Below are 19,994 nucleotides of genomic sequence, written 5' to 3' on the forward strand. Positions count from 1 at the left end.
CCTGATTGGTTCCAGCCGAAATCCTACTTGTCTAGGAAAAATCCTATGCTATAGGAATTTTCTCGCATGCTCCGTCCTGCGCGACGCGGGTCGGATGACGGCGGGCTTGAGGACACGGTCTTATGAGTGAAGCGATGACGCCGGACCGCGCGAAGCTGGTCGAACTGGCCGAGGCCGGGCGCACCAGCCTTGCCTCGCTATCCGCCATGCTCGGCCGCAACCCCAGCTATCTGCAGCAATTCGTGCGCAAGGGTTCGCCGCGCAAGCTGGAGGAGGCGGACCGGCGGCGGCTGGCCGAGTTCTTCGGCGTGTCCGAGGTCGCGCTGGGCGCCGATCCCGACCATGTGCGCGCGTCTGCTCCGGACGAGTTCATCACCGTACCCCGCCTCCCGCTCGACGCCTCGGCGGGTCCCGGCTCGTTCTCGGCGGAGGAAATTTCCTTCGACAGCTTCCGCTTCAGTCGCCGCTGGCTGCGCGAAATGGGGCTGGAGGGCGCCGATCTCACCGCGATCCGCGTCGAGGGCGACAGCATGGAACCAACCCTGCGCAGCGGCGACGAGATTTTTGTCGATCGCAACAAGCGTTCGGGCGAGGGTATCCACGTCGTGCGCATCGGCGATGCGCTGCACGTCAAACAGGTCCAGGCCAGCGCGCCGGGCCGCATTGCGCTGATCAGCGCCAACGACAGCTATGCGCCGATCGACCTCGCGTGCGAAGAGGTCGAGGTAATCGGCCGGGTTGTCTGGAAAGGGGGCGGGTGTGACCCGCCGCCCGATCACGACGGGCGCTTGACGTAATCGTCCGAGCGCAGCGTCAGCATGTAGTCGGCAACCAGTTCGATATCCTCTTCGACCAGGTCGACATCCATCTGCATCGGGTAATTGTGCGCATCCGACAGGAAGGTCACCAACGTCGCGCGCGTCAGGCCCGGGCTGTTGGCGATGTCGGCAAAGCCGGGGGCCTGCGGGTCGAGCGACACCGTATCGCTCGTCACGGCATGGCATTCCCCGCATACGCCGGTAACGAAGTCGGGCGTGGGCGCTGCGGCGCTGGCCACTGCACCGCCCGGCGGGGCGGGGCGATCGGGATAGGTCTGGCATGCTGCCAGCACCGCGCAGCCCGCCGCGATGGTTGCGATATGCTTCATGAATCTGCTCCTCGACCGCGGTGTTAGCACTTTGCCGCAGATGCGGCTTGTTTTCGATCAAGAAGCCGACCATTTTTGCGGATATATGGAAACCGATACCCAAAAGCCCGCCACTCCGCCCATGAAAGCCGGTATTGTCCCGGTCACGCCGCTGCAGCAGAACTGCTCGCTGATCTGGTGCACCGCGACCAACAAGGGCGCGCTGGTCGATCCCGGCGGCGATCTCGACAAACTCAAGGCGGCGGTCGCCAAGTCGGGCGTGGAACTGGAGAAGATCCTCATCACGCATGGCCATATGGACCATTGCGGCGAGGCGGGCGTGCTGGCGAAGGAATTGGGCCTGCCGATCGAGGGCCCGCACGAGGCGGACCGCTTCTGGATCAGCCGGCTCGAGGAAGACGGCGCCAGATACGGCATGCAGGCCGAGGTGTTCGAACCCGATCGCTGGCTGGTCGATGGCGACACGGTCACCGTGGGCGAACTGACGCTCGAGGTGATCCATTGCCCCGGCCATACGCCGGGCCATGTCGTGTTCTTCAACCGGCCGAGCAAGTTTGCCATCGTCGGCGACGTCTTGTTCCAGGGCAGCATCGGGCGCACCGATTTCCCGATGGGCAACCACCAGGACCTGATCGACGCGATCACGCAGAAACTGTGGCCGCTCGGCAATGACGTGACCTTTATTCCCGGTCACGGGCCGACCAGCACCTTCGGCCAGGAACGCCAGACCAACGCCTTCGTGAGCGATTACGCGTTGAGTTGATATTTGTGGGGTGCGCTATCGACCTCCGTCGATAGCTTGCGCAAGGTCGGGACGGATGTCCCGACCGTACGCCGCAAAATTTCCTTCTCTTACATCACGCCAAGCGTGATCAGCACCGCAACCACCGCGAGGCCGAGCAGCGTCAGCATCGTCACCAGCGTGCCGATCATGCGGGGCTTGGTCGCGCCTTCGCCGTCCATGCCGAAGCCGTGCGCCACGCGGCCGAGCATGTAGATTGCCGCCACCCAGGCCAGCCAGGGATCGCCCTTGCCTGTCAGTTCGATGGCCGCAATCAGCACCAGGACGAACGGTGTGTTCTCAACGAAATTGAGCTGCGCGCGCATCCGCCGCGTCAGCGGACCGCCCGCATCGTCGCCGTGGATGGTCTTGGTCGCGCCGCGCATCTGCCCGACTCGGATCGCAAGCCACAAGTTGATGATCGCCGCTGCAGCCGCCGCGGTCAGTGTAACCGGCAGGATAATGCCCATATTTCTCTCCCTCGCGTTCCCCGTGAACGCTACCCGCCTGCGTGCTAGGGCGAAGCCCGTCGCCGTGCAATCCCGCCGCGGCATGCGGAATCGGGTTGCATCGCCTGCAAATTTGGCTATTACGCGCGCCTTCACCGTCACGGTCGGGATTTTCGGGTTCACGCGCTCTTGCAGCGTGCCGGACCATCCCCTAGGGCGGCCACCGAAATTGATTGTAATTGTTTGAGGAACAGGTGCCGCCATGGCCGTCCCCAAGAGGAAAGTATCGCCCCACCGTCGCGGCAACCGCCGCTCGCATGATTCGCTCAAGGTCGAAGCTCATCACGAGTGCTCGAACTGCGGCGAACTCAAGCGGCCGCACAATCTGTGCCCGCACTGCGGATATTACAACGGCCGCGAAATCATCGCCGTCGGTCTGTAAGACCGTCAGCCAAGCCGGAGACAGCGCATGAGCCTGCCGCGTATCGCCGTCGATGCGATGGGCGGTGATGAAGGTGTGCGCGTCATGGTGGAAGGCGCCGCGCTTGCGCGTCGTCGCCACGACAAGTTCCAGTTCCTGCTGGTTGGCGACGAAACACGCATCAAGGCCGCACTCGACACGCACCCCGGCATGGCCGGGGCGTCCGAGATCCTGCATTGCACCGACGTGGTCGGCGGCGACGAGCTGCCGAGCCGCGCCTTGCGCCGCGCCAAGACCACCAGCATGGGCCTTGCGGTCAATGCGGTGAAGCAGGGCGATGCCGGCGCCGCGGTGTCGGGCGGCAACACCGGCGCGCTGATGGCGATGAGCAAGCTCGCGCTGCGCACCATGCCCGGGCTCGACCGGCCAGCGCTGGCCGCGCTGCTGCCGACGCTGACCGACGACGATGTCGTCATGCTCGACCTCGGCGCCAATCGCGAATGCGACGCGCGCAACCTCATCCAGTTCGCCATCATGGGCGCGGCCTATTCGCGCATCGTGACCGGCCGCGAACGCCCGCGCACCCGGCTGCTCAACATCGGGACCGAGGAAACCAAGGGCACCGAAGATATCCAGGCCGCCGCCGAGGCGCTGCGCGCCGCCACCGGGCTGGCGATGGATTTCGAAGGCTATGTCGAAGCCGACAAGATCAACCGCGGCGAATGCGACGTGGTGGTCTGCGACGGGTTCTCGGGCAATATTGCATTGAAGGCGATCGAAGGCGCGGCGCGCTTCGTCACCGACCTGCTGCGCAATGCCTTCACCAGCTCGCTGCGCTCGAAGATCGGCTTCCTCGTCTCGCGTCCCGCGACCGACCTGCTGCGCCACCATCTCGACCCCAACAACCACAATGGCGCGGTCTTCCTCGGCCTCAACGGCGTGGTGGTGAAAAGCCACGGCAGCGCCAATGCCAAGGGCGTCGCCAATGCGGTGGAAGTCGCCGCGCGGCTGCTGGAGGACGACATCACCAACCGCATCAAACGCGATCTGGGCGAAATCGAAGCGGCGGGCGTTACCGCGAAATGATCCGTTCGGTGATCACCGGCACGGGTTCGGCATTGCCCGCCAAATGCGTCACCAATGCCGATCTCGCCGCCAGGGTGGACACCAGCGACGAATGGATCGTCGAGCGGACCGGCATCCGCCAGCGCTATATCGCGGACGATAGCGAGACGACCTCCACTCTCGCCACCGCGGCAGCGCGCAACGCGCTCGAAGCGGCGGGTGTCGATGCGCAGGAAATCGGCTTGATCGTCCTCGCTACCGCCACTCCCGACCATACCTTCCCCGCCACCGCCACGCAGGTGCAGGCGGCGCTGGGGTGCGGCGGCGGGGTCGCCTTCGACGTGCAGGCCGTGTGCTCGGGCTTTCTCTATGCGCTGGCCACTGCCGATTCGCTGCTGCGGACCGGGATGGCGACAAAGGCGCTGGTGATCGGTTCGGAAACCTTCAGCCGCATTCTCGACTGGGACGATCGCACCACCTGCGTATTGTTCGGCGATGGCGCGGGGGCAGTCGTGCTCGAGGCGCAGGACGTCGCCGCGGACGGCCCCGGCATCCTTGCCAGCCGCCTGCATGCCCATGGGCAGCACAAGGACATGCTCTATGTCGACGGCGGGCCTTCGACCACGGGCACGGTCGGCAAATTGCGCATGAAGGGCCGCGAGGTGTTCCGCCACGCGGTCGTCAATCTCGCCAGCGTGCTCAAGGAAGTGCTCGAGGAATCGGGCACCAAAGTCGCCGATATCGACTGGGTGGTGCCGCACCAGGCCAATGCCCGCATCCTCGATGCCACCGCGCGCAAGCTCGACCTGCCGGCCGAAAAGGTCGTAGTGACAGTCGACCGGCACGCCAACACCTCGGCGGCCTCGGTCCCGCTCGCGCTCGATACCGCGATGCGCGACGGCCGGATCAAGCCCGGCGATCTGGTGATGTTCGAGGCGATGGGCGGCGGCTTCACGTGGGGCGCCTCGCTCGCGCGGATGTAAGGGCAGCCCCGTAGCCGCGGGAACCCGTTTGCCAGCGCGCTGCCAAACCTCTATATTGCTTGGTGAAGTTCGAGTTGGGGTCGCATTCCCGTTCAGGGTCGTTTCTGGGGGAAGGATAGAATGGATATGATGCGCTCCGTAGGCACGCTTACCCGGGCCGATCTGGCCGAAACGATCAACCGCAAGATGGGGCTGTCGCGCGCCGAGTCGCTCGACATGGTCGAAGCGATCCTCGGCAAGATGTGCGATGCGCTGGCCGATGGCGAGAACGTAAAGATTTCGGGCTTCGGCAGCTTCGTGCTGCGCGACAAGAAGGAACGCATCGGCCGCAACCCCAAGACCGGGGTCGAAGTGCCGATCACGCCCCGCCGGGTGATGACCTTCCGCGCCAGTCAGCTGCTCAAGGAGCGGATTGCAAACGGCTGAGGCCGGGACAAGGGTGCGCGATGGCTGAATTCGACGACGGCAAGGAAGAGGGCGCGCTGCGCACCATCGGCGAAGTCGCCCGCGCGACCGGGATCAAGGCGCATGTGCTGCGTTACTGGGAACAGCAGTTCCCCATGCTCAAGCCGCTCACCCGCAGCGGCGGCCGGCGGTACTACCGCCCCGAAGACGTGGCGCTGGTCGAACGCATCGACGCGCTGGTCAATCGCCAGGGCTACACGCTGAAAGGCGCCAAGGCGGCGCTCAAGGGCGCTCCCGATCCGCAGGCAGCCGCGCAGGCTGCCGATCCGCGCACCGCTCCGGTCGATGGCGACCTGGTCGCGCGCCTCAAGTCCATCCGCGCCGACCTCGCGGCTGCGCTGGCAGCCTGAACCCGGCTCAGTCGCTGGGGATCAGCGTCAGTTCGGTCTGGCGCCCGTCGAGGTAACGCACCGTCTCGCCATCGAAGAACGCGTCTTCCTCCGAACGGAAATCGACCACCTGTCCGCCCCATTCGGGCACCGCGTTGTAGGACGTCAGTTCGATCGACCACGCGGTGTCGGGCTGGAGGATGTACTCGCCGCGCGGATCGCCGTGCTGATTGTCCCAGAACCCGATCGGCGTGCCCGCGCCGTGGCCGTGCAGCCCTATGGGGTGCGAATAGATCGAGGGATCGAGCCCCTCCGCAATCGCCCTGCGCCGCGCGCGGGCGAGGATTTCGTTGCCGCTCGATCCTGCCGCGAAGCTGCCGATCAGCGCGTCCTGCACGCGGTTGGTGGCTGCCAGCCCGGCGCGGAGGCCCGCGGGCGCCTCGCTTTCGCCCGGCTTGAGGACATAGGCGAGATGCTGCGTATCGGTGTTGAGCCGCAGGTAGGTGATGCCGAAATCGGTCCACAGCAGGTCGCCCGGGAGGATCGCCGTATCGCCGCGGAGCATCCCCTCGGCGCCCTCGCGCTGGATGCCGACCGAGGGGTGGAACCACGGCGTCAGGCCGTGCGCGGCGAGCGTGTCGCGATACCACCACTGGACATCGGCGGCCGTGGTTTCCCCCGGCGTAATGACCGCGCGCGAGAAAGCCTGCGCGATCAGCGCATGCGCGATTCGCACGACCCCGGGGTAAAGCGCGATCTCGGCGGGTGTGCGCGTTTCGAGCCAGCGGGTCGCCAGCTGTTCGCCCGACACGATCCGCTCGCGGTACTCGGGCGCGAGAGCCTCCTTCATCATCCGGTACTGGCTCAGCGTCATGCCGTCGCCGAAGGCTGACAGATCGGACGTGTTGATCGCGATGTTCGCCGGATCGCGCTGCGCGATAATGTCCGCCACCGCCTGCCACTGGTCGGGCTGCTGCTCGGGGTCCCAAGCCGCCTCGAACAGGTCGCCAAGCCCATAACGGCTGACGGTCAGCCGCTCGATTTCCTGCCCTTCGCCGGGATCGTGGAAGATCAGGATCGTCCGCCGCCGCGCATGCATGCTTTGCGCATCCAGCATCGTCGCGATGACCGGCTCCTCGAAATATTCGCGCGCCATCAGCACCCACATGGCGATGCCCTGTTCGCGCATGATTGCGGGAACGACCGTCTCCAGCCGCTGTGCCAGCACCGCGTCGATCACCTCGGCGCGCGCGCGCATGGAAAGCAGCGGCGGCATGGCGGGGGCCGCCTGTTCGGTTTCGCTCATGCCGATCTGCGTCGGCGCGGCGGACGCGGCAGCGAGCGCGGCGGGGCTGTGGGCGGCGCAGCCCAGCAGCAGGGCGGCAAGTGGCAGGCGCAGCGACATCATCGAATTCTCCCCCGTGGCAGCGCGGCTATTCGGCCGCGAGCAGTTCTTCGGCCGCGCCCAGATCGACGCTGACCAGCCGGCTGACGCCCTTCTCGATCATGGTCACACCGAACAGCCGGTGCATCCGGCTCATCGTCACCGCATTGTGCGTCACGATCAGATAGCGGGTCTGCGTCTCGCGCGTCATCGCGTCGAGCAGGTCGCAGAAGCGGTCGATATTGGCATCGTCCAGTGGCGCATCGACCTCGTCGAGCACGCAGATCGGCGCCGGATTGGTCAGGAACAGCGCGAAGATCAGCGCGGTCGCGGTCAGCGCCTGTTCGCCGCCCGACAGCAGCGTGAGCGATTGCAGCTTCTTGCCCGGCGGCTGCGCGAAGATCTCGAGGCCCGCTTCGAGCGGATCGTCGCTGTCGATCAGCGCGAGATGCGCTTCACCACCTTCGAACAGCCGCATGAACAAGCGCTTGAAGTGGTCGTTGACCTGTTCGAACGCGGCGCGCAGGCGTTCGCGCCCCTCGCGGTTGAGATTGCCGATCGATCCGCGCAGCCGGCTGACCGCCTCGCGCAGTTCCTCCTGCTCGGCGGCATTGCTGCCATGCTCGCTCTCGATCCGTTCGAGCTCTTCCGCGGCCACCAGATTGACCGGACCGATCCGCTCGCGGCTGGCGGTGAGCCGGTCCATCTCCTCGCTCTCCGCCTCCGCTGCGGCAATCGCTTCCTCGTCGAATTCATAGCGCTGCGGCAGCAGCGGGGGCGGACACTGGAAACGCTCTCCCGACACCCGCGCCATCTCGATCCGGCGGCTATCCTGGTTCTCGGCGCGCTCGGCCAGGCCGGCGCGGCTTTCGCGCGCCCTGGCCAGCGCTTCATTGGCTGCGGAAAAGTCCTTGTCGGCCTGCTGCGCCTGCGCGCTGGCGGCGCTGACCGCCTGTTCGGCTTCCGAAAGCGCGCGCGTCAATCGCTCGCGGACTTGGTCGCCCTGTTCGATCTCGCGCATCAGCCCTTCGGGCTTGGCCGCGGTCACCGCGCGTTCCTGCTCTATTTCCTCGGCGCGGATTTCCATGTCGGACAGCCGCCGCGCGGCATCGCCGCTGCGCGCCTGCCAATTGGCCATGTCGCTGCGCTGGGCTGCGGCGCGCTCGCGTGCGACCGCCAGTGCCTGGTCGTAGCTGGCGAGTTCGGCGGCACGCGCCTGCAAGGTCGCCCGCGCCGCCTCGTTCTTCGCGCGCGCGGCTTCGAGCGCGGCGCGCCCCGCTGCGGGATCGGGCAGCGCATCGCGCCGCGCCTGCGCGGCATCGAGTTCGGCGGTAGCCGCGGCGATCAGCTCGCCCTGTTCGTTTTCGCTGCGTGCGAGTTCCTCGAGCCGCGCGGCCAGCCGTTCGCGCGCCGCCTCGGCTTGGTCGAGCGTGCGCAGCGCTTGGCGTTCGGCATCCGCAGCGCCCGCCAGCTCGCGTTCGCGCGCGACAAGATCGCGCTGCAACCGCGCCAGTTCCTCGCCCGCGGTGTCGAGCGCGGCCTGTGCGCCGTCTGCAGCTTCGCGCAGCGCGGGCAGGCGCGCATCGAGCTCGGCAAAGCGGTTTTCCGCCTCCAGCCGCGCGGCTTCGGCCGAACCTTCGCCGCGCACCACCAGCCCGTCCCAGCGGCGCAATTGCCCGTCGGTGGTGACCAGCGCATGGCCCGGCGCGAGCGCGCGGCCGTCATCCTCGTCGGCAACCTGGACCAGCGCCAGCAGCGCGCGCAATTCCTGCGGCGCGCTCTCGACATGCGCGGACAGGCTGCCGTCGACGGGCGCGGGTGGTTCGGCCCCGGTCCAGTAGCGCCCCTCGGCATCGCCATCGGGCGCACCGAGCAATGCCTTGCCATCGCGCCCCAGCGCCGCCGCCACCGCGCGTTCATAGCCCTTGGCCGCGCGCACGCCGTCGATTGCCTGCTGGCGCCCGCTGCGCTTGGCCGCGGCGCGTTCGCGTGCATCGCGGTCGCGCTTCAGCGCTTCCCATTCGCGCTGGACGCCCGACAGTTCGGCGCGGGCCTCGGCCAGCTGCGACGATGCCGTATCGCGCGCCGCCTGCAGTTCCGCCTTGCGCGCCTGCATCGTCTCGATCGTGCCGCGCAGGTCGCCGAGGCGCGTGCCTGCTTCTTCCGCTGCCGCACGCGCCGCGGCGACATCGGCGTCGGGATCCTCGCCCGCCAGCGCGGCGCGTTGTTCGGCCATGCGCCGAGCCTCTGCCTCGACCCGGTCGAGCCGCGTGCGCGCTTGCGCGATCGCAGCTTCGGCGACGCGCCATTCAGCCTCGACCCCGGCATTGTCGGCAGTCGCGCGCGCCAGCGCGAGTTCGGCGGCGCGGCTGTCGCGCTCGGCCTGTTCGCGCCCGCGTTCCAGCGCCGGGCGGCGCTCCTCGTCGGCGGCCAGCGCCTGTTCGCTTTCGGCGAGCTCGCGTTCGAGCCGCGACAGCGCCTCGGCGGCGTCCCGCGTCAAGCGGTCGGCATCGCCGCGGTCGGCCTCGAGCCGCGCCTTCTGGCGGTCGAGATCGGCCAGCCGCTGTTCGGCGGCCTCGAGCTGGCTGGTCAGCGCGGCCATGCGGTGGCCATGCGCGCTGGCATCGTCGCGGCGATCAGCCTGTTCCTCGCGCGCTTCGGCCAGCGCTTCCGCAGCGTTGCGCTGCGCCTTCTGCGCTTCGTCGGCGGCCGTCTGCGCTTCGTTCACGCGCGCCTCGGCATCGGCGGCAGCGGCCTTGGCCTGTTCGGCTGCCGCGGCGGCATCGCGCCAGCGCGCGAAGACCAGCCGGGCCTCGGCGGTCTTTATCTCGTCGGACAGTTTCCGGTAGCGCTCGGCCTGCTTCGCCTGCCGGCGGAGCGAGGCGATCTGGCTGTCCAGCCCGGCCATGATGTCCTCGAGCCGTTCGAGATTGGTCTCGGTCTGGCGCAGCTTGCTTTCCGCATCGCGGCGGCGGACGTGCAGCCCGGCGATCCCGGCGGCTTCCTCGAGCATCTGGCGGCGTTCGGTGGGCTTGGCGGCGATCACCTGCGCGATCTTGCCCTGGCTGACCAGCGCGGGGCTGTGCGCCCCGGTGGCGGCATCGGCGAAGATCAGCGCCACGTCCTTGGCGCGCACATCGCGTCCGTTGAGGCGATAGGCGCTGCCCGCGCCGCGCTCGATCCGGCGGACGACTTCCATCTCGTCGCCGTCATCGTCCGCGCCGTGCAGCACCACTTCGGCGAAATCGCGCTGCGGGCGGCTCTGCGTACCCGCGAAGATGACGTCTTCCATCCCGCCCGAGCGCATCGACTTGGGCGAGTTTTCGCCCATCACCCAGCGGATCGCCTCGAGCAGGTTGGACTTGCCGCAGCCATTGGGGCCGACGACCCCCGTCAGCCCCGGTTCGATATGCAAGGTGGCAGGTTCGACGAAGCTCTTGAAGCCGCTCAGCCGGAGCTTCGAGATCTTCATCCGCGCCTATGCCCCCCGCGTGCCGGACTTACCTGGCGCCGGCACGCTGGAGAATGGGTTCCAGTGCGCCCCAGGTGTTGGCATCGACCTTGTTGCCGTTGAGTTCGAAGGTCGGGGTGCCGGTGATGTCGAATTCGCTGCTGTAGCGCTGCGTGTAATTGGCCATGTCCTCGAGCGCAGCGACATCGGCCAGGCACTGGCGGCCCTGGTCTTCGCTGATCCCGCGCGCGGCGAAGAAATCGAGATAGCCCATCTGTTCGGCGGCAACCACGAAGCGCTCTTCCATCGGGCGCTGCATCGCGGCCTCGAAGGCCGCCTGGTTGGCCTGGATCGGCTGCATGATGGTTTCGTAATTGGCCCAGACCTGGTCCGACAGCGGGATGACCGCTTCGACCGGGCCGCATTGCGTCATGCGCTGCAGCAGCAGGTCAAGCGGGCCGTGCACGGCGAACTGGCGCAATTCGAAGCTGACCACGCCGCTATCGACATATTCGAGCAGCGGTTCGCCGCCTTCCATCGAGAAGCGCGCGCAGGTGGGGCAGGTAAGCGAGCCGTATTCGACCAGCTTGAGCGGGGCGTCGGGATTGCCGACCAGCGTGCCGCCTTCTTCGGTCATCACCGCGGTGGTGCGCCATTCGCTGCCCGCGGGCGCGGGAATGGCGGCGATCGCGTCGCCTTGGATTTCGCCGCTCTGCTCGGCGCCCGATCCGCAGGCGGCAAGCGCCAGGGCGAGCGGGGCGGCAAGGGCGAAGCGCAGGGTCTTGGTCATCGGTTTCCTCGTGTCTGGATGGCGAAGGCTAGGCCGGAGGGCGGGGGCAGGGGAAGCCGCCGCGCGGCGTATCCACAGGGCTTTCCCCCGAAAAGGCGGTTCATTCGCCCGCTAGAGCGCGTCGGCGAGCTGGGGTTCGAGCGCAGACCAGTCATGCGTTCCCTCGAGCAGTTCGCCGTCGAGCACGAAGCTGGGCGTGCCGGTGATGCCGTAGCGTTCGGCATCGGCGGCCGAGCGGTCGGCCAGCGCGCTGGCCTTGGCTTCGTCGGTCAGGCATTGGTCGATCTCGGCTCGTTCGTAGCCGCGCGTCTCCATGATGTCGTAGAAATCGAGATCGCTGGCGATCGCCTGGAAGCGCGCCGACAGGCTGCCGAACTGCCAGCGCGACCGCTGCGCCTGCGTGGTCTTGCGCGCCTTCTCGATCCATTCGTCATAGCGATACATGATCGCTTCGTGATTGCCGCCGAACCTCTTGGGATCGCCGCAATGCGTCAGCAGTGTGGCGGTAAGGTCGATCGGGTCGCGGATCAGGTGCCGGATTTCGTAGCTGAAGCGGCCGGTCGGAACCAGCGTCAGCTTGATCGCGCCATCGCCCTCGCGCGCGAAAGTGGCGCAGTGCGAGCAGGTGTAGCTCATGAATTCGACCAGCCTGGTCTTCGCTTCGGGATTGCCGAAGCGGTGCCCGCCATCGGTTTCGTCTAGCATTCCGGCCCAGTTGCCGCCGGGCAGCATCGGCCGGTCCTGCGCGCTGGCGGAAAGCGCCAGCGTTCCCGCGCCGGCCAGTGCCAGCGCAGCGATCATCGCGGTTTTCGTCTTCACCTGTTGTCGTTCCCATCCTCTTGCGATTCGAGGCTGCGCGCGAGCGATTCGAGCACGGTGCGCAGTTCCGGATCGCCGATATCGCGCAGACTGTCGCCCAATTCCATCGGAATGGGCTTGAGCGACGGCGGCGCCTTGGGCTTTTCCCTGTCGGGCGGCGGCTTAACCTCACCTTGCCGCAGCTTGATGCGGGCCACCGCGCGGTAGCCGAAGAAGCGGTTCACGCGGTCGATGATTTCGGGGATGACCTGCTGCACCAGCGGCGCATGTGCGGGTTTGACCACCAGGTGCATGATCCCTTCGGACTTCTCGCCGGGGGGAAAGCGGATCATCTCGGGGGTGCAGGTCCGCGCATGCACGGTGCCGACGATTTCGGGCCACCGGCTGACGATCGAGCTCTGCACGAAACCGAAGCGGCGGAACGCGCTGCGGCCGATCTGCGGCATCAGGTCGCTGATCGGCTTGGCGCTGCCGCCGCGCGGGCGGCTGTACTGCTTCGCCGCGGGCTGCTTGCCGCCCGATCTCGCGCCGCGCGGGGGCTTTGCGCCGCCCTTGGTCTTGTCGCTTTCCATGATGGCGATGCTCATGCCATAGGCGCGCCGTGGCCGCCACCGTCTCCGAAACTTTGCTTGCCTGGTACGATCGGCATGCGCGCGACCTGCCGTGGCGCGCGCGGCCCGGCGCGGCGCCGCCCGATCCCTATCGCGTGTGGCTGTCCGAAGTGATGCTGCAGCAGACCACGGTGGCGGCGGTGAAGCCCTATTTCGAAGCCTTCACCGCGCGCTGGCCCGATGTCGAGGCGCTGGCCGCCGCGGCCGAGGATGACGTCATGGCGGCGTGGGCGGGGCTGGGCTATTACTCGCGGGCGCGCAATCTGGTGAAATGCGCGCGCGCCGTGGCGGAGCGCGGCGGGTTTCCCGCGACCGAGGCGGACTTGCGCGAATTGCCGGGGCTGGGCGCCTACACCGCCGCGGCGGTGGCGGCGATCGCCTTCGGCCGGCGCGCGGTGGTGGTCGATGCCAATGTCGAGCGGGTCGTCGCCCGGCTGTTCGCGATCGAGGACCCGCTGCCCGGCGCGCGCAAGGCGATCCGCAGCGCCGCGGACAGCATCACCCCCGATCGGCGCGCGGGCGATTTCGCGCAGGCGATGATGGATCTGGGTGCGACCGTCTGCACCGCGCGCGATCCCAGGTGCCTGCTGTGCCCGCTGGCGCAGGCGTGCGCGGCGCGCGCAGCGGGCGATCCCGCACGCCTCCCGGTCAAGGCGCCGCGCAAGCCCAAGCCGCTGCGCCAAGGCCGCGCCTGGTGGATCGAGCACGACGGGGCGGTTTGGCTGGTTCGCCGCGCGGACACGGGGATGCTGGGCGGGATGCGCGCGCTGCCCGACGACGGCTGGAGCGCACAGGGCGACGGAACGGCCGAGCCGCCGCTGGCGGGGGCATGGGAGAATGCGGGCGTGGTGCGGCATGTCTTCACGCATGCCGCGCTCGAACTGTCGGTGCTGGTGCAGCGCGACGCGCCGCAGCCCGCGGGGCCGGGCGAATGGTGGCCGCTCGACCGGATCGAGGAGGCCGGGTTGCCAACGCTGTTCGCGAACGCCGCGCGGCTGGTGCGCGGGGCCTAGATCAGCCCGCCGCCGATGCTCAGCCGGATTGCGGCGATCAGCAGCACGACGAGGCAGAAATTGCGTCCGCCATTGGTCGAGGACAGCTGGCCGACGACCACGCCGAGGACGATCAGCGGCAGCGCCAGCCAGTTCGCCCAGCCGAGCAGCGGGATGGTCGCGGGGATGACGATGACGAGCGAGAGCAGTCCGAGGAGGATCGAAAGGAGGTTCAGCATGTGTCCTATATGGATAGGACACTGCCCGAATGCAACCGTTTCAATTCGCAATTGACGCTCCGCCGCCGGTCCCGCAGAACCCCGTCAAAGAGCTTCCGGAGAGACGTCAATGGCCTATCGCGAATTCGACACCCCCAACCTGTCCCGCCGCGCGCTGCTGCGCGGGGGTGCCTGGCTGACCGCGGGGGCTGCGCTCGCCGGTGCGCCGCTGGGCCGGGTGGCGATGGCGCAGGCGCAGGCGGGCACCGCCAGCTGGCCCGCGGTCACCGCGCTGGCGGACAAATACGTGTCCGAACGCAAGGTCGCCAACATGGTCGCCACGCTCGGCTGGGGCCGGCAGGATCCGCTCACGATCGCCCGCGGCACGCTGGCGCTGGGCGGGGCGGCGCAGGCCGATGCCGACAGCCTGTACCGCATCTATTCGATGACCAAGCCGATCACCGGCATGGCCGCGATGATGCTGATCGACGAGGGCCGGCTCGGGCTCGACCAGCCGATCGCCGAATTGCTGCCCGCCTACGCCGACATGCAGGTGCAGAAGACCTATGACGGCTCGGTCACCGATGTGGTGCCCGCCGAACGGCCGATCACCGTCCGCCAGCTGCTCACGCACACTGCGGGGCTCGGCTATGGCATCGTCCAGAAGGGCCCGATTACCGAGGCCTATGCCGAGCAGGGCCTGATCCCGGGCCAGGTCAGCCGCATGCCGATTCCCGGGCTTGGCCGTGCCAAGGCGGTCGAGGGGCTCGATGTCTTCGCCGACCGGCTGGCCGAGCTGCCGCTGGTGCTGCAGCCGGGGACCAAGTGGAGCTATTCGGTCAGCCTCGACCTGCTCGGCCGCGTGATCGAGGTCGCCTCGGGCATGGCCTTCGACGAATTCCTGCGCACGCGGATCTTCGAACCCACGGGGATGACCAGCACCTGGTTCACCGTGCCCGACAGCGAAATCGGCCGCTTCACCACCAATTACGGCATCATGAACGGCACGCCGCTGCCGGTCGACCCGGCCAAGGCCTCGATCTATCTCGACCCGCCGCCGTTCCCCTTCGGCGGGGCGGGGCTGGTCTCCAGCCCGCGCGACTACGACCGCTTCCTCCAGATGCTGCTCGGCTACGGCGTGATCGAGGGCAGGCGCGTGATGGGCGAACTCGCGGTCCGCGTGGGCACGTCCAACCTGCTGCCCGAAACCGCCACCACCGAAGGCACCTGGGTCGAAGGCCAGGGCTTCGGCGCGGGCGGCCGCGTGAGCGACGGGTCCTATGGCTGGGGCGGCGCGGCAGGCACGATCGCCTTCGTCAATTACAAGGCGGGGCTGCGTGCCAATTTGATGACGCAGTTCATGCCGTCGGACAGCTACCCCATCCACGAAGGCTTCCCCGAAGCGGTGACTGCCGATCTGGCCGCGATGCAGGGGGCGAAGGCGTAAACCGTGCTGTCGTTTACCGGGTCGCGGCTCGACCGCGCCGATCACGTCCGCGCCGACCCCGAACGGCTGGCGGGATACATGAACTGGAAGGCGCGGGTGCTCGCGCTCGACGGGCTGATCCCCGCGCTCGACGATAGCAACCGGCTGGTCTGGGGCACGCTGGCCGACGTGCCCGAAGATGCCGAGCTGTGCTTCCTCGGGCTGGACGAGGGCAAGGCCTGCTTCGCCGCGGTTCCGCCGCGCGGTGACGCCACCCCGCGCATGGCGAACCCGCAGCTGTGGTCGCTGATGGCGACGCTGCCGCCCGACGACCTGGCGCTGTATGGCGGTGCGCGCAGCCTGACCGACTGGCATGCGCGGCACCGGTTCTGTGCGCAGTGCGGCGGCGATACCAAACTTGCCAAGGGCGGCTGGCAGCGCAATTGCACCGCCTGCGAAGCGAGCCATTTCCCGCGCACCGACCCGGTCACGATCATGCTGGTCGAACACGAAGGCCGGCTGATGCTGGGCCGCGGGCTCGGCTGGCCCGAAGGGCGCTTCTCCGCGCTGGCGGGCTTTGTCGAACCGGGCGAAAGCATCGAGGAAGCCGTCGCGCGCGAAGTGCTGGAAGAAGCCGGCGTGCGGGTGCGCGACGTGACCTATGTCGCCAGCCAGCCGTGGCCGTTCCCCAGCCAGCTGATGATCGGCTGCCACAGCCATACCGATAGCGACGAACTGACGATCGACGAGACCGAGATGGCCGAAGTCGAATTCTTCACTCGCGCGCAGGTGCAGGCGGCGATGGCGGGCGATGGGCCCTTCGTCGCCCCGCCGCCGCACGCGATCGCGCATCACCTCATGCAATGGTGGATCGAGCAATGAGCGAAACAAGAACCCTGCGGATCGATATCTGGTCCGATGTCATGTGCCCGTGGTGCCTCGTCGGCTGGGGCAGCCTGCAGAAGGGCCTCGCGCTGCTCGAGGGCGAGATCGAGGCCGATATCCGCTGGCACGCTTTCGAACTCAATCCCGACATGGCCCCCGAAGGCGAGGAGCGCACCGCGCATATCGCGCGCAAGTACGGCACCACGACCGAACAGTCGAAAGCGGTGCAGGGGCGCATGCGCGAGGCCGCGGAGAATGCCGGCGTCTCGCTCGATTACGAGGGCGACGACCCCGAACCCACGGGCATGATGTGGAACACTTTCGCGGCGCACAAGCTGCTGACCTGGGCGGGCGAGGAACATGGCCCGCAGCGCCAGACCGCGCTCAAGCTCGCGCTGTTCCGCGCGCATTTCAACCACCGCCGCGCGCTGGGCGATGACGCGGTGCTGCTCGACATCGCCGAGGAAGAGGGTTTCGACCGCACCGCTGCGCGCGGGGCGCTGGCCAGCGAGGAGCTGGCGCACAAGGTCCGCGCGGAGGAACGCGCGGCATGGGACCTCAACATCACCGGCGTGCCCGCCATGGTGGTGGAGAACAAGTTTATGATCCCCGGCGCGCAGCCGGCCGAAGCCTATGCCGACGCGCTGCGCCGCGTGGCGGAGAAAACCGCGGCCTGAACGCAAACGCCCCGCCGGGAAGGGCGGGGCGCTGCATTATCGGTCATGGGCGAGGAATCAGCCGCGGGAGTCCTGCATGGCGGCCAGCGTCTTGTCGCCCTTCTGCGCATCCTGCGCGGGATTGTCCGAACCCGTTTCAGGTTCGCGATTGTCGGGATCGGTCGCGCTGTTCAGCTCGCCGCGTTTGCCGACCTGGCGGTTCACTTCGCCGCCGGAGGAACCCTGCTGCGACGGGGTCGCATTCTCGGTCATCTCGGCGATCAGTTCGTTGTCGGGGTGGAGCGATTGGCGTTCGGGCATAAGTGTTTCTCCTTTGCCCTACCAACGGACTGCCCCGCCCGGATGTTCCATTCCGCGCCGCCGCGTGCGGTCAGATCAAGCCGAGCCGTTCGAGCTTGCCCGCCAGCTTGCCCGGCAGCGCATCGCCGATATCCTCGCCGGGGGCGAGGTCGCGCGGGGGTTCGCCCTTGAGATAGCGCCAGCCCTGGTGCGCACGCTTGGGGCACGGATGGACGCGGACGAGTTCGGGCTTGAGGTCGATCGACCAGCGCCCGTCGCTGGTCTCGCTGAACCCGAGGATCTCGCTGCGTGCCACGATGCTGTGCTGGTGGATCCAGTAGAGCGACCCGCCGATGCATTCTTCCCACTTGGTCGGGCGATAGCGCGTGGTCAGATTGGGGCTGCGCCGCGCGGCGTACCAGTTCTCGATATCGCCATAGGTCTGCGCACCGAAAGCGATCTTGGTCAGGTTGAGCGGCATGGGGGTGAGATAGGGGATACCAGCGAAACCTCAACTCCCCCGTCGCCCCGGACCTGATCCGGGGCCGGTGCTTCTTTTCATCGGATACGGGCGAGGCCAGGCAGCCCCGACCCCGGATCAAGTCCGGGGTGACGTGATGGGGACGGCAAACTCACTGCTTTCCTACACCGACCCGCCACTGGCAGGATCGGGCCATGCGCGCATCTCCAACCCTCCAGCCCCCGCAATTCCGCGGTTTCGCAACGCAGCGACCACCCGTGGCGGTTTTCGCCCTGGACCGTGTAACAGGCGGTCCATGTGTAGGCTTGCTAGCCCACCGCGCCGCTGGCCACGGCCAGTCCGAGGAAGGCGAAGAAGCCCATCGAATCGGTGATCATCGTCACGAACACGCTGCTGGCCACTGCCGGGTCCTGGTCGAGCCGTTCGAAGGCAACCGGCACCATCACCCCGGCAAAACCCGCGGTGACGACGTTGATCACCATCGCCAGCGCGATCACCGCGCCCAGCGTGGGGGTGAAGATCACCCCCGTCGCCAGCCCCACCAGCACCGCGATGGTCATGCCGTTAAGCACTGCCACGCGCATCTCGCGCAGCAGGATGCGGCGCGTGTTGCTGCGCGTCAGCTGGTTGGTGGCAATCGCGCGGACGGTCACCGCCATGGTCTGCGTGCCGGCATTGCCGCCGATGCTGGCGACGATCGGCATCAGCACCGCCAGCGCGACCAGCTTTTCGATCGCCGCGCCGAACAGCGCGATGATCACCGAGGCGACCAGCGCGGTGCCCAGATTGGCGACCAGCCAGCGCACGCGCGCCGAATAGGCTTCGCGGATCGGCTCGTTGATGTCGCCTTCGCCCGCGCCGCTCATCAGCAGCGCGTCCTCGCCCGCTTCCTCGGAGATGATGTGGACCACGTCGTCCACCGTCATCTGGCCGACCAGCCGGTCGTTCTCGTCGATCACCGCGGCGCTGATGAGGTTGTACTTCTGGAACATCAGCCCGACCTCTTCCTGGTCGAGCAGGACGGGGATCAGCGTCTGGTCGCGCTTCATCACGTCGGCCAGCGGGATCGTGCGCGGCGCGCGCAGCACCCAGCTCAGCGCGCAGGTGCCGACCGGGTGGTGCTTCTCGTCGACCACGAAGATCTCGTAGAAATCGTCGGGCAGGTCGCGCCCGTCGCGCAGGAAATCGATCAAATCGCCCACGGTCAGGTGCTCGGGCACGGCCACGAAATCGCGGCTCATCAGACGGCCGGCGGTTTCCTCGGGATAGGAGAGCGCGGACTGGATCGCGATCCGGTCCTCCATCTCGACTTCGGCCAGGATCGCGCGCTGGTTGGCCTCGTCGAGATCCTCGATCAGCTGGACCGCATCGTCGGTTTCGAGCTGGTCGACGATCTGCGCCACCGCTTCGGGCGGCAGCGCTTCCATCATGTCTTCGCGGACGTAGTCGTTGAGTTCGGCGACCACTTCCGAGGTCATCAGGTCGGTGATCGCCGCGGCCAGCTGGTAGCGCTGTTCGCGCTCGAACAGTTCGAGCAGGTCGGCGATATCGGCGGGGTGGAGCGGTTCGACCAGCTCGTACACCGCCTTGGTGTCGCCGTCCTCCAGCGCCTGCTCGACGGCTTCGACATACTCCTTCTTGAGCGTGTTTTCCTCGTCCATCCGCTCGTCGTCGATGCGGTCGTCGGGGCGCGCTTCGTCGGCCGACTCGCGCGCCAGCAGGAAACCGTCATCGTCGAGGGGGCGGTCGCTTTCGCTCATGGCAGCGGTCTAGGCAGACCCGGGGGGAATGCAAGCGGCCGGTGCCATTCGACTGGTGACTCTCGGCCCACAATCCCTATGTAGGCCGCCAATCACTCACAGGAGACACGATCCATGGCCGACAAGCTGACTTTGACCCTCGACACCGGCGACGGCGAAAACAAGGATGTAGTGATCAAGCTGCGCCCCGATCTCGCGCCCGGCCATGTCGAACGCATCACCACGCTGGCCGGAGAAGGCTTCTACGACGGGGTGGTCTTCCACCGCGTGATCCCCGGCTTCATGGCGCAGGGCGGCGATCCGACCGGCACCGGCATGAGTGGCAGCGACAAGCCCGACCTCAAGGCCGAATTCAACAGCGAACCGCACACCCGCGGGACCTGCTCGATGGCCCGCACGCAGGTGCCCGACAGCGCCAATTCGCAGTTCTTCATCTGCTTCGACGATGCCGAATTCCTCGACGGCCAGTACACCGTCTGGGGCCAGGTCGAGAGCGGCATGGAACACGTCGACGCGCTGCCCAAGGGCGAACCGCCGGCAAACCCGGGCAAGATCGTCAAGGCGACTGTCGGGTAAACTTC

23 protein-coding genes are annotated in these 19,994 nt (G+C 67.7%); 12 read left to right on the forward strand and 11 right to left on the reverse strand.

What is annotated here, in order from left to right; all coding sequences use genetic code 11:
- Positions 1-122 precede the first annotated feature (122 nt).
- A complete protein-coding gene (locus tag WKH79_RS01415; RefSeq protein ID WP_341859385.1) occupies positions 123-797 on the forward strand; it encodes a S24 family peptidase in 675 nt (224 codons plus the stop codon).
- On the opposite strand, the gene WKH79_RS01420 is transcribed toward WKH79_RS01415, so the two are convergent.
- Positions 776-1,147, reverse strand: coding sequence for a cytochrome c (locus tag WKH79_RS01420; protein WP_063511674.1), 372 nt, complete (start codon positions 1,145-1,147; stop codon positions 776-778). The two genes, WKH79_RS01415 and WKH79_RS01420, sit on opposite strands and share 22 nt — an antisense overlap.
- A 121-nt stretch (positions 1,148-1,268) precedes the next feature.
- On the opposite strand from WKH79_RS01420, the gene WKH79_RS01425 reads away from it, so the two are divergent.
- Positions 1,269-1,910, forward strand: a complete 642-nt coding sequence (locus tag WKH79_RS01425) for an MBL fold metallo-hydrolase (protein WP_050600362.1) — start codon at positions 1,269-1,271, stop codon at positions 1,908-1,910.
- 89 nt (positions 1,911-1,999) lie between these two features.
- On the opposite strand, the gene WKH79_RS01430 is transcribed toward WKH79_RS01425, so the two are convergent.
- Positions 2,000-2,398 (reverse strand): MAPEG family protein, encoded by a 399-nt coding sequence (locus tag WKH79_RS01430; RefSeq protein WP_197458076.1) that lies wholly within the window; start codon positions 2,396-2,398, stop codon positions 2,000-2,002.
- Positions 2,399-2,639: 241 nt separating this feature from the next.
- On the opposite strand from WKH79_RS01430, the gene rpmF reads away from it, so the two are divergent.
- The 5 genes from rpmF to WKH79_RS01455 all read left to right on the forward strand — a co-directional run bounded on the left by rpmF (position 2,640) and on the right by WKH79_RS01455 (position 5,661).
- Positions 2,640-2,819: a 50S ribosomal protein L32 gene (gene rpmF / locus WKH79_RS01435; RefSeq protein ID WP_050600294.1), complete on the forward strand. Its 180-nt coding sequence runs from the start codon at positions 2,640-2,642 to the stop codon at positions 2,817-2,819.
- A gap of 27 nt (positions 2,820-2,846) precedes the next feature.
- Positions 2,847-3,884, forward strand: coding sequence for a phosphate acyltransferase PlsX (gene plsX / locus WKH79_RS01440; protein ID WP_050600295.1), 1,038 nt, complete (start codon positions 2,847-2,849; stop codon positions 3,882-3,884).
- Complete coding sequence (locus tag WKH79_RS01445) at positions 3,881-4,846, forward strand: beta-ketoacyl-ACP synthase III (RefSeq protein ID WP_341859386.1); 966 nt, start codon at positions 3,881-3,883, stop codon at positions 4,844-4,846. The genes plsX and WKH79_RS01445 overlap by 4 nt, the downstream gene beginning before the upstream one ends.
- Positions 4,847-4,972: 126 nt before the next feature.
- On the forward strand, positions 4,973-5,272 hold the full coding sequence (locus WKH79_RS01450; RefSeq protein WP_197458094.1) for an integration host factor subunit alpha: 300 nt from the start codon (positions 4,973-4,975) through the stop codon (positions 5,270-5,272).
- Between the two features lie 20 nt (positions 5,273-5,292).
- Positions 5,293-5,661, forward strand: a complete 369-nt coding sequence (locus WKH79_RS01455; RefSeq protein ID WP_160766562.1) for a MerR family transcriptional regulator — start codon at positions 5,293-5,295, stop codon at positions 5,659-5,661.
- A 7-nt stretch (positions 5,662-5,668) separates the two neighbouring features.
- Here WKH79_RS01455 and WKH79_RS01460 read toward each other — a convergent pair whose 3' ends face one another.
- From WKH79_RS01460 to WKH79_RS01480, 5 genes are all read right to left on the reverse strand, one after another.
- Positions 5,669-7,048, reverse strand: a complete 1,380-nt coding sequence (locus tag WKH79_RS01460) for a M24 family metallopeptidase (RefSeq protein WP_341859387.1) — start codon at positions 7,046-7,048, stop codon at positions 5,669-5,671.
- 25 nt (positions 7,049-7,073) lie between these two features.
- A complete protein-coding gene (locus tag WKH79_RS01465) occupies positions 7,074-10,496 on the reverse strand; it encodes an AAA family ATPase (protein ID WP_341859388.1) in 3,423 nt (1,140 codons plus the stop codon).
- A 28-nt stretch (positions 10,497-10,524) separates the two neighbouring features.
- Complete coding sequence (locus WKH79_RS01470; RefSeq protein WP_341859389.1) at positions 10,525-11,265, reverse strand: thioredoxin domain-containing protein; 741 nt, start codon at positions 11,263-11,265, stop codon at positions 10,525-10,527.
- 111 nt (positions 11,266-11,376) lie between these two features.
- Entirely contained in the window at positions 11,377-12,084 is a 708-nt protein-coding gene (locus tag WKH79_RS01475) for a thioredoxin domain-containing protein (RefSeq protein WP_083437325.1), read from the reverse strand.
- Positions 12,081-12,671, reverse strand: coding sequence for a DUF721 domain-containing protein (locus WKH79_RS01480; protein WP_228135249.1), 591 nt, complete (start codon positions 12,669-12,671; stop codon positions 12,081-12,083). Before WKH79_RS01480 ends, WKH79_RS01475 begins: the two co-directional genes overlap by 4 nt.
- Before the next feature lie 14 nt (positions 12,672-12,685).
- On the opposite strand from WKH79_RS01480, the gene mutY reads away from it, so the two are divergent.
- Complete coding sequence (gene mutY, locus WKH79_RS01485) at positions 12,686-13,708, forward strand: A/G-specific adenine glycosylase (RefSeq protein ID WP_341859390.1); 1,023 nt, start codon at positions 12,686-12,688, stop codon at positions 13,706-13,708.
- Here the strand turns inward: mutY and WKH79_RS01490 are convergent.
- Positions 13,705-13,926 carry a hypothetical protein gene (locus WKH79_RS01490; RefSeq protein ID WP_050600301.1) on the reverse strand — a complete coding sequence of 74 codons (222 nt, stop codon included), beginning with the start codon at positions 13,924-13,926 and terminating at the stop codon, positions 13,705-13,707. The two genes, mutY and WKH79_RS01490, sit on opposite strands and share 4 nt — an antisense overlap.
- Positions 13,927-14,035: 109 nt before the next feature.
- Here WKH79_RS01490 and WKH79_RS01495 point away from each other — a divergent pair, with 109 nt between their 5' ends.
- The 3 genes from WKH79_RS01495 to WKH79_RS01505 all read left to right on the forward strand — a co-directional run bounded on the left by WKH79_RS01495 (position 14,036) and on the right by WKH79_RS01505 (position 16,893).
- The gene (locus WKH79_RS01495) at positions 14,036-15,352 is read left to right on the forward strand and encodes a serine hydrolase domain-containing protein (protein ID WP_160766566.1); all 1,317 of its coding nucleotides are present in this window, start codon (positions 14,036-14,038) and stop codon (positions 15,350-15,352) included.
- 78 nt (positions 15,353-15,430) lie between these two features.
- Positions 15,431-16,213 carry an NAD(+) diphosphatase gene (nudC, locus tag WKH79_RS01500; RefSeq protein ID WP_230833813.1) on the forward strand — a complete coding sequence of 261 codons (783 nt, stop codon included), beginning with the start codon at positions 15,431-15,433 and terminating at the stop codon, positions 16,211-16,213.
- Positions 16,210-16,893 carry a DsbA family oxidoreductase gene (locus WKH79_RS01505; RefSeq protein WP_341859391.1) on the forward strand — a complete coding sequence of 228 codons (684 nt, stop codon included), beginning with the start codon at positions 16,210-16,212 and terminating at the stop codon, positions 16,891-16,893. Before nudC ends, WKH79_RS01505 begins: the two co-directional genes overlap by 4 nt.
- 57 nt (positions 16,894-16,950) lie before the next feature.
- Here WKH79_RS01505 and WKH79_RS01510 read toward each other — a convergent pair whose 3' ends face one another.
- The 3 genes from WKH79_RS01510 to mgtE form a co-directional block, all read right to left on the reverse strand.
- Complete coding sequence (locus tag WKH79_RS01510) at positions 16,951-17,193, reverse strand: hypothetical protein (RefSeq protein WP_050600305.1); 243 nt, start codon at positions 17,191-17,193, stop codon at positions 16,951-16,953.
- 70 nt (positions 17,194-17,263) lie between these two features.
- Positions 17,264-17,653, reverse strand: coding sequence for a DUF1489 domain-containing protein (locus tag WKH79_RS01515; RefSeq protein WP_341859392.1), 390 nt, complete (start codon positions 17,651-17,653; stop codon positions 17,264-17,266).
- Between the two features lie 308 nt (positions 17,654-17,961).
- A complete protein-coding gene (mgtE, locus tag WKH79_RS01520) occupies positions 17,962-19,413 on the reverse strand; it encodes a magnesium transporter (protein ID WP_160766567.1) in 1,452 nt (483 codons plus the stop codon).
- Positions 19,414-19,527: 114 nt separating this feature from the next.
- On the opposite strand from mgtE, the gene WKH79_RS01525 reads away from it, so the two are divergent.
- On the forward strand, positions 19,528-19,989 hold the full coding sequence (locus WKH79_RS01525) for a peptidylprolyl isomerase (protein ID WP_050600307.1): 462 nt from the start codon (positions 19,528-19,530) through the stop codon (positions 19,987-19,989).
- Positions 19,990-19,994 lie beyond the last annotated feature (5 nt).

This window comes from Qipengyuania sp. GPGPB31, assembly GCF_038396345.1.
In the GTDB taxonomy this organism is placed as follows: Bacteria; Pseudomonadota; Alphaproteobacteria; order Sphingomonadales; family Sphingomonadaceae; genus Qipengyuania; species Qipengyuania citrea.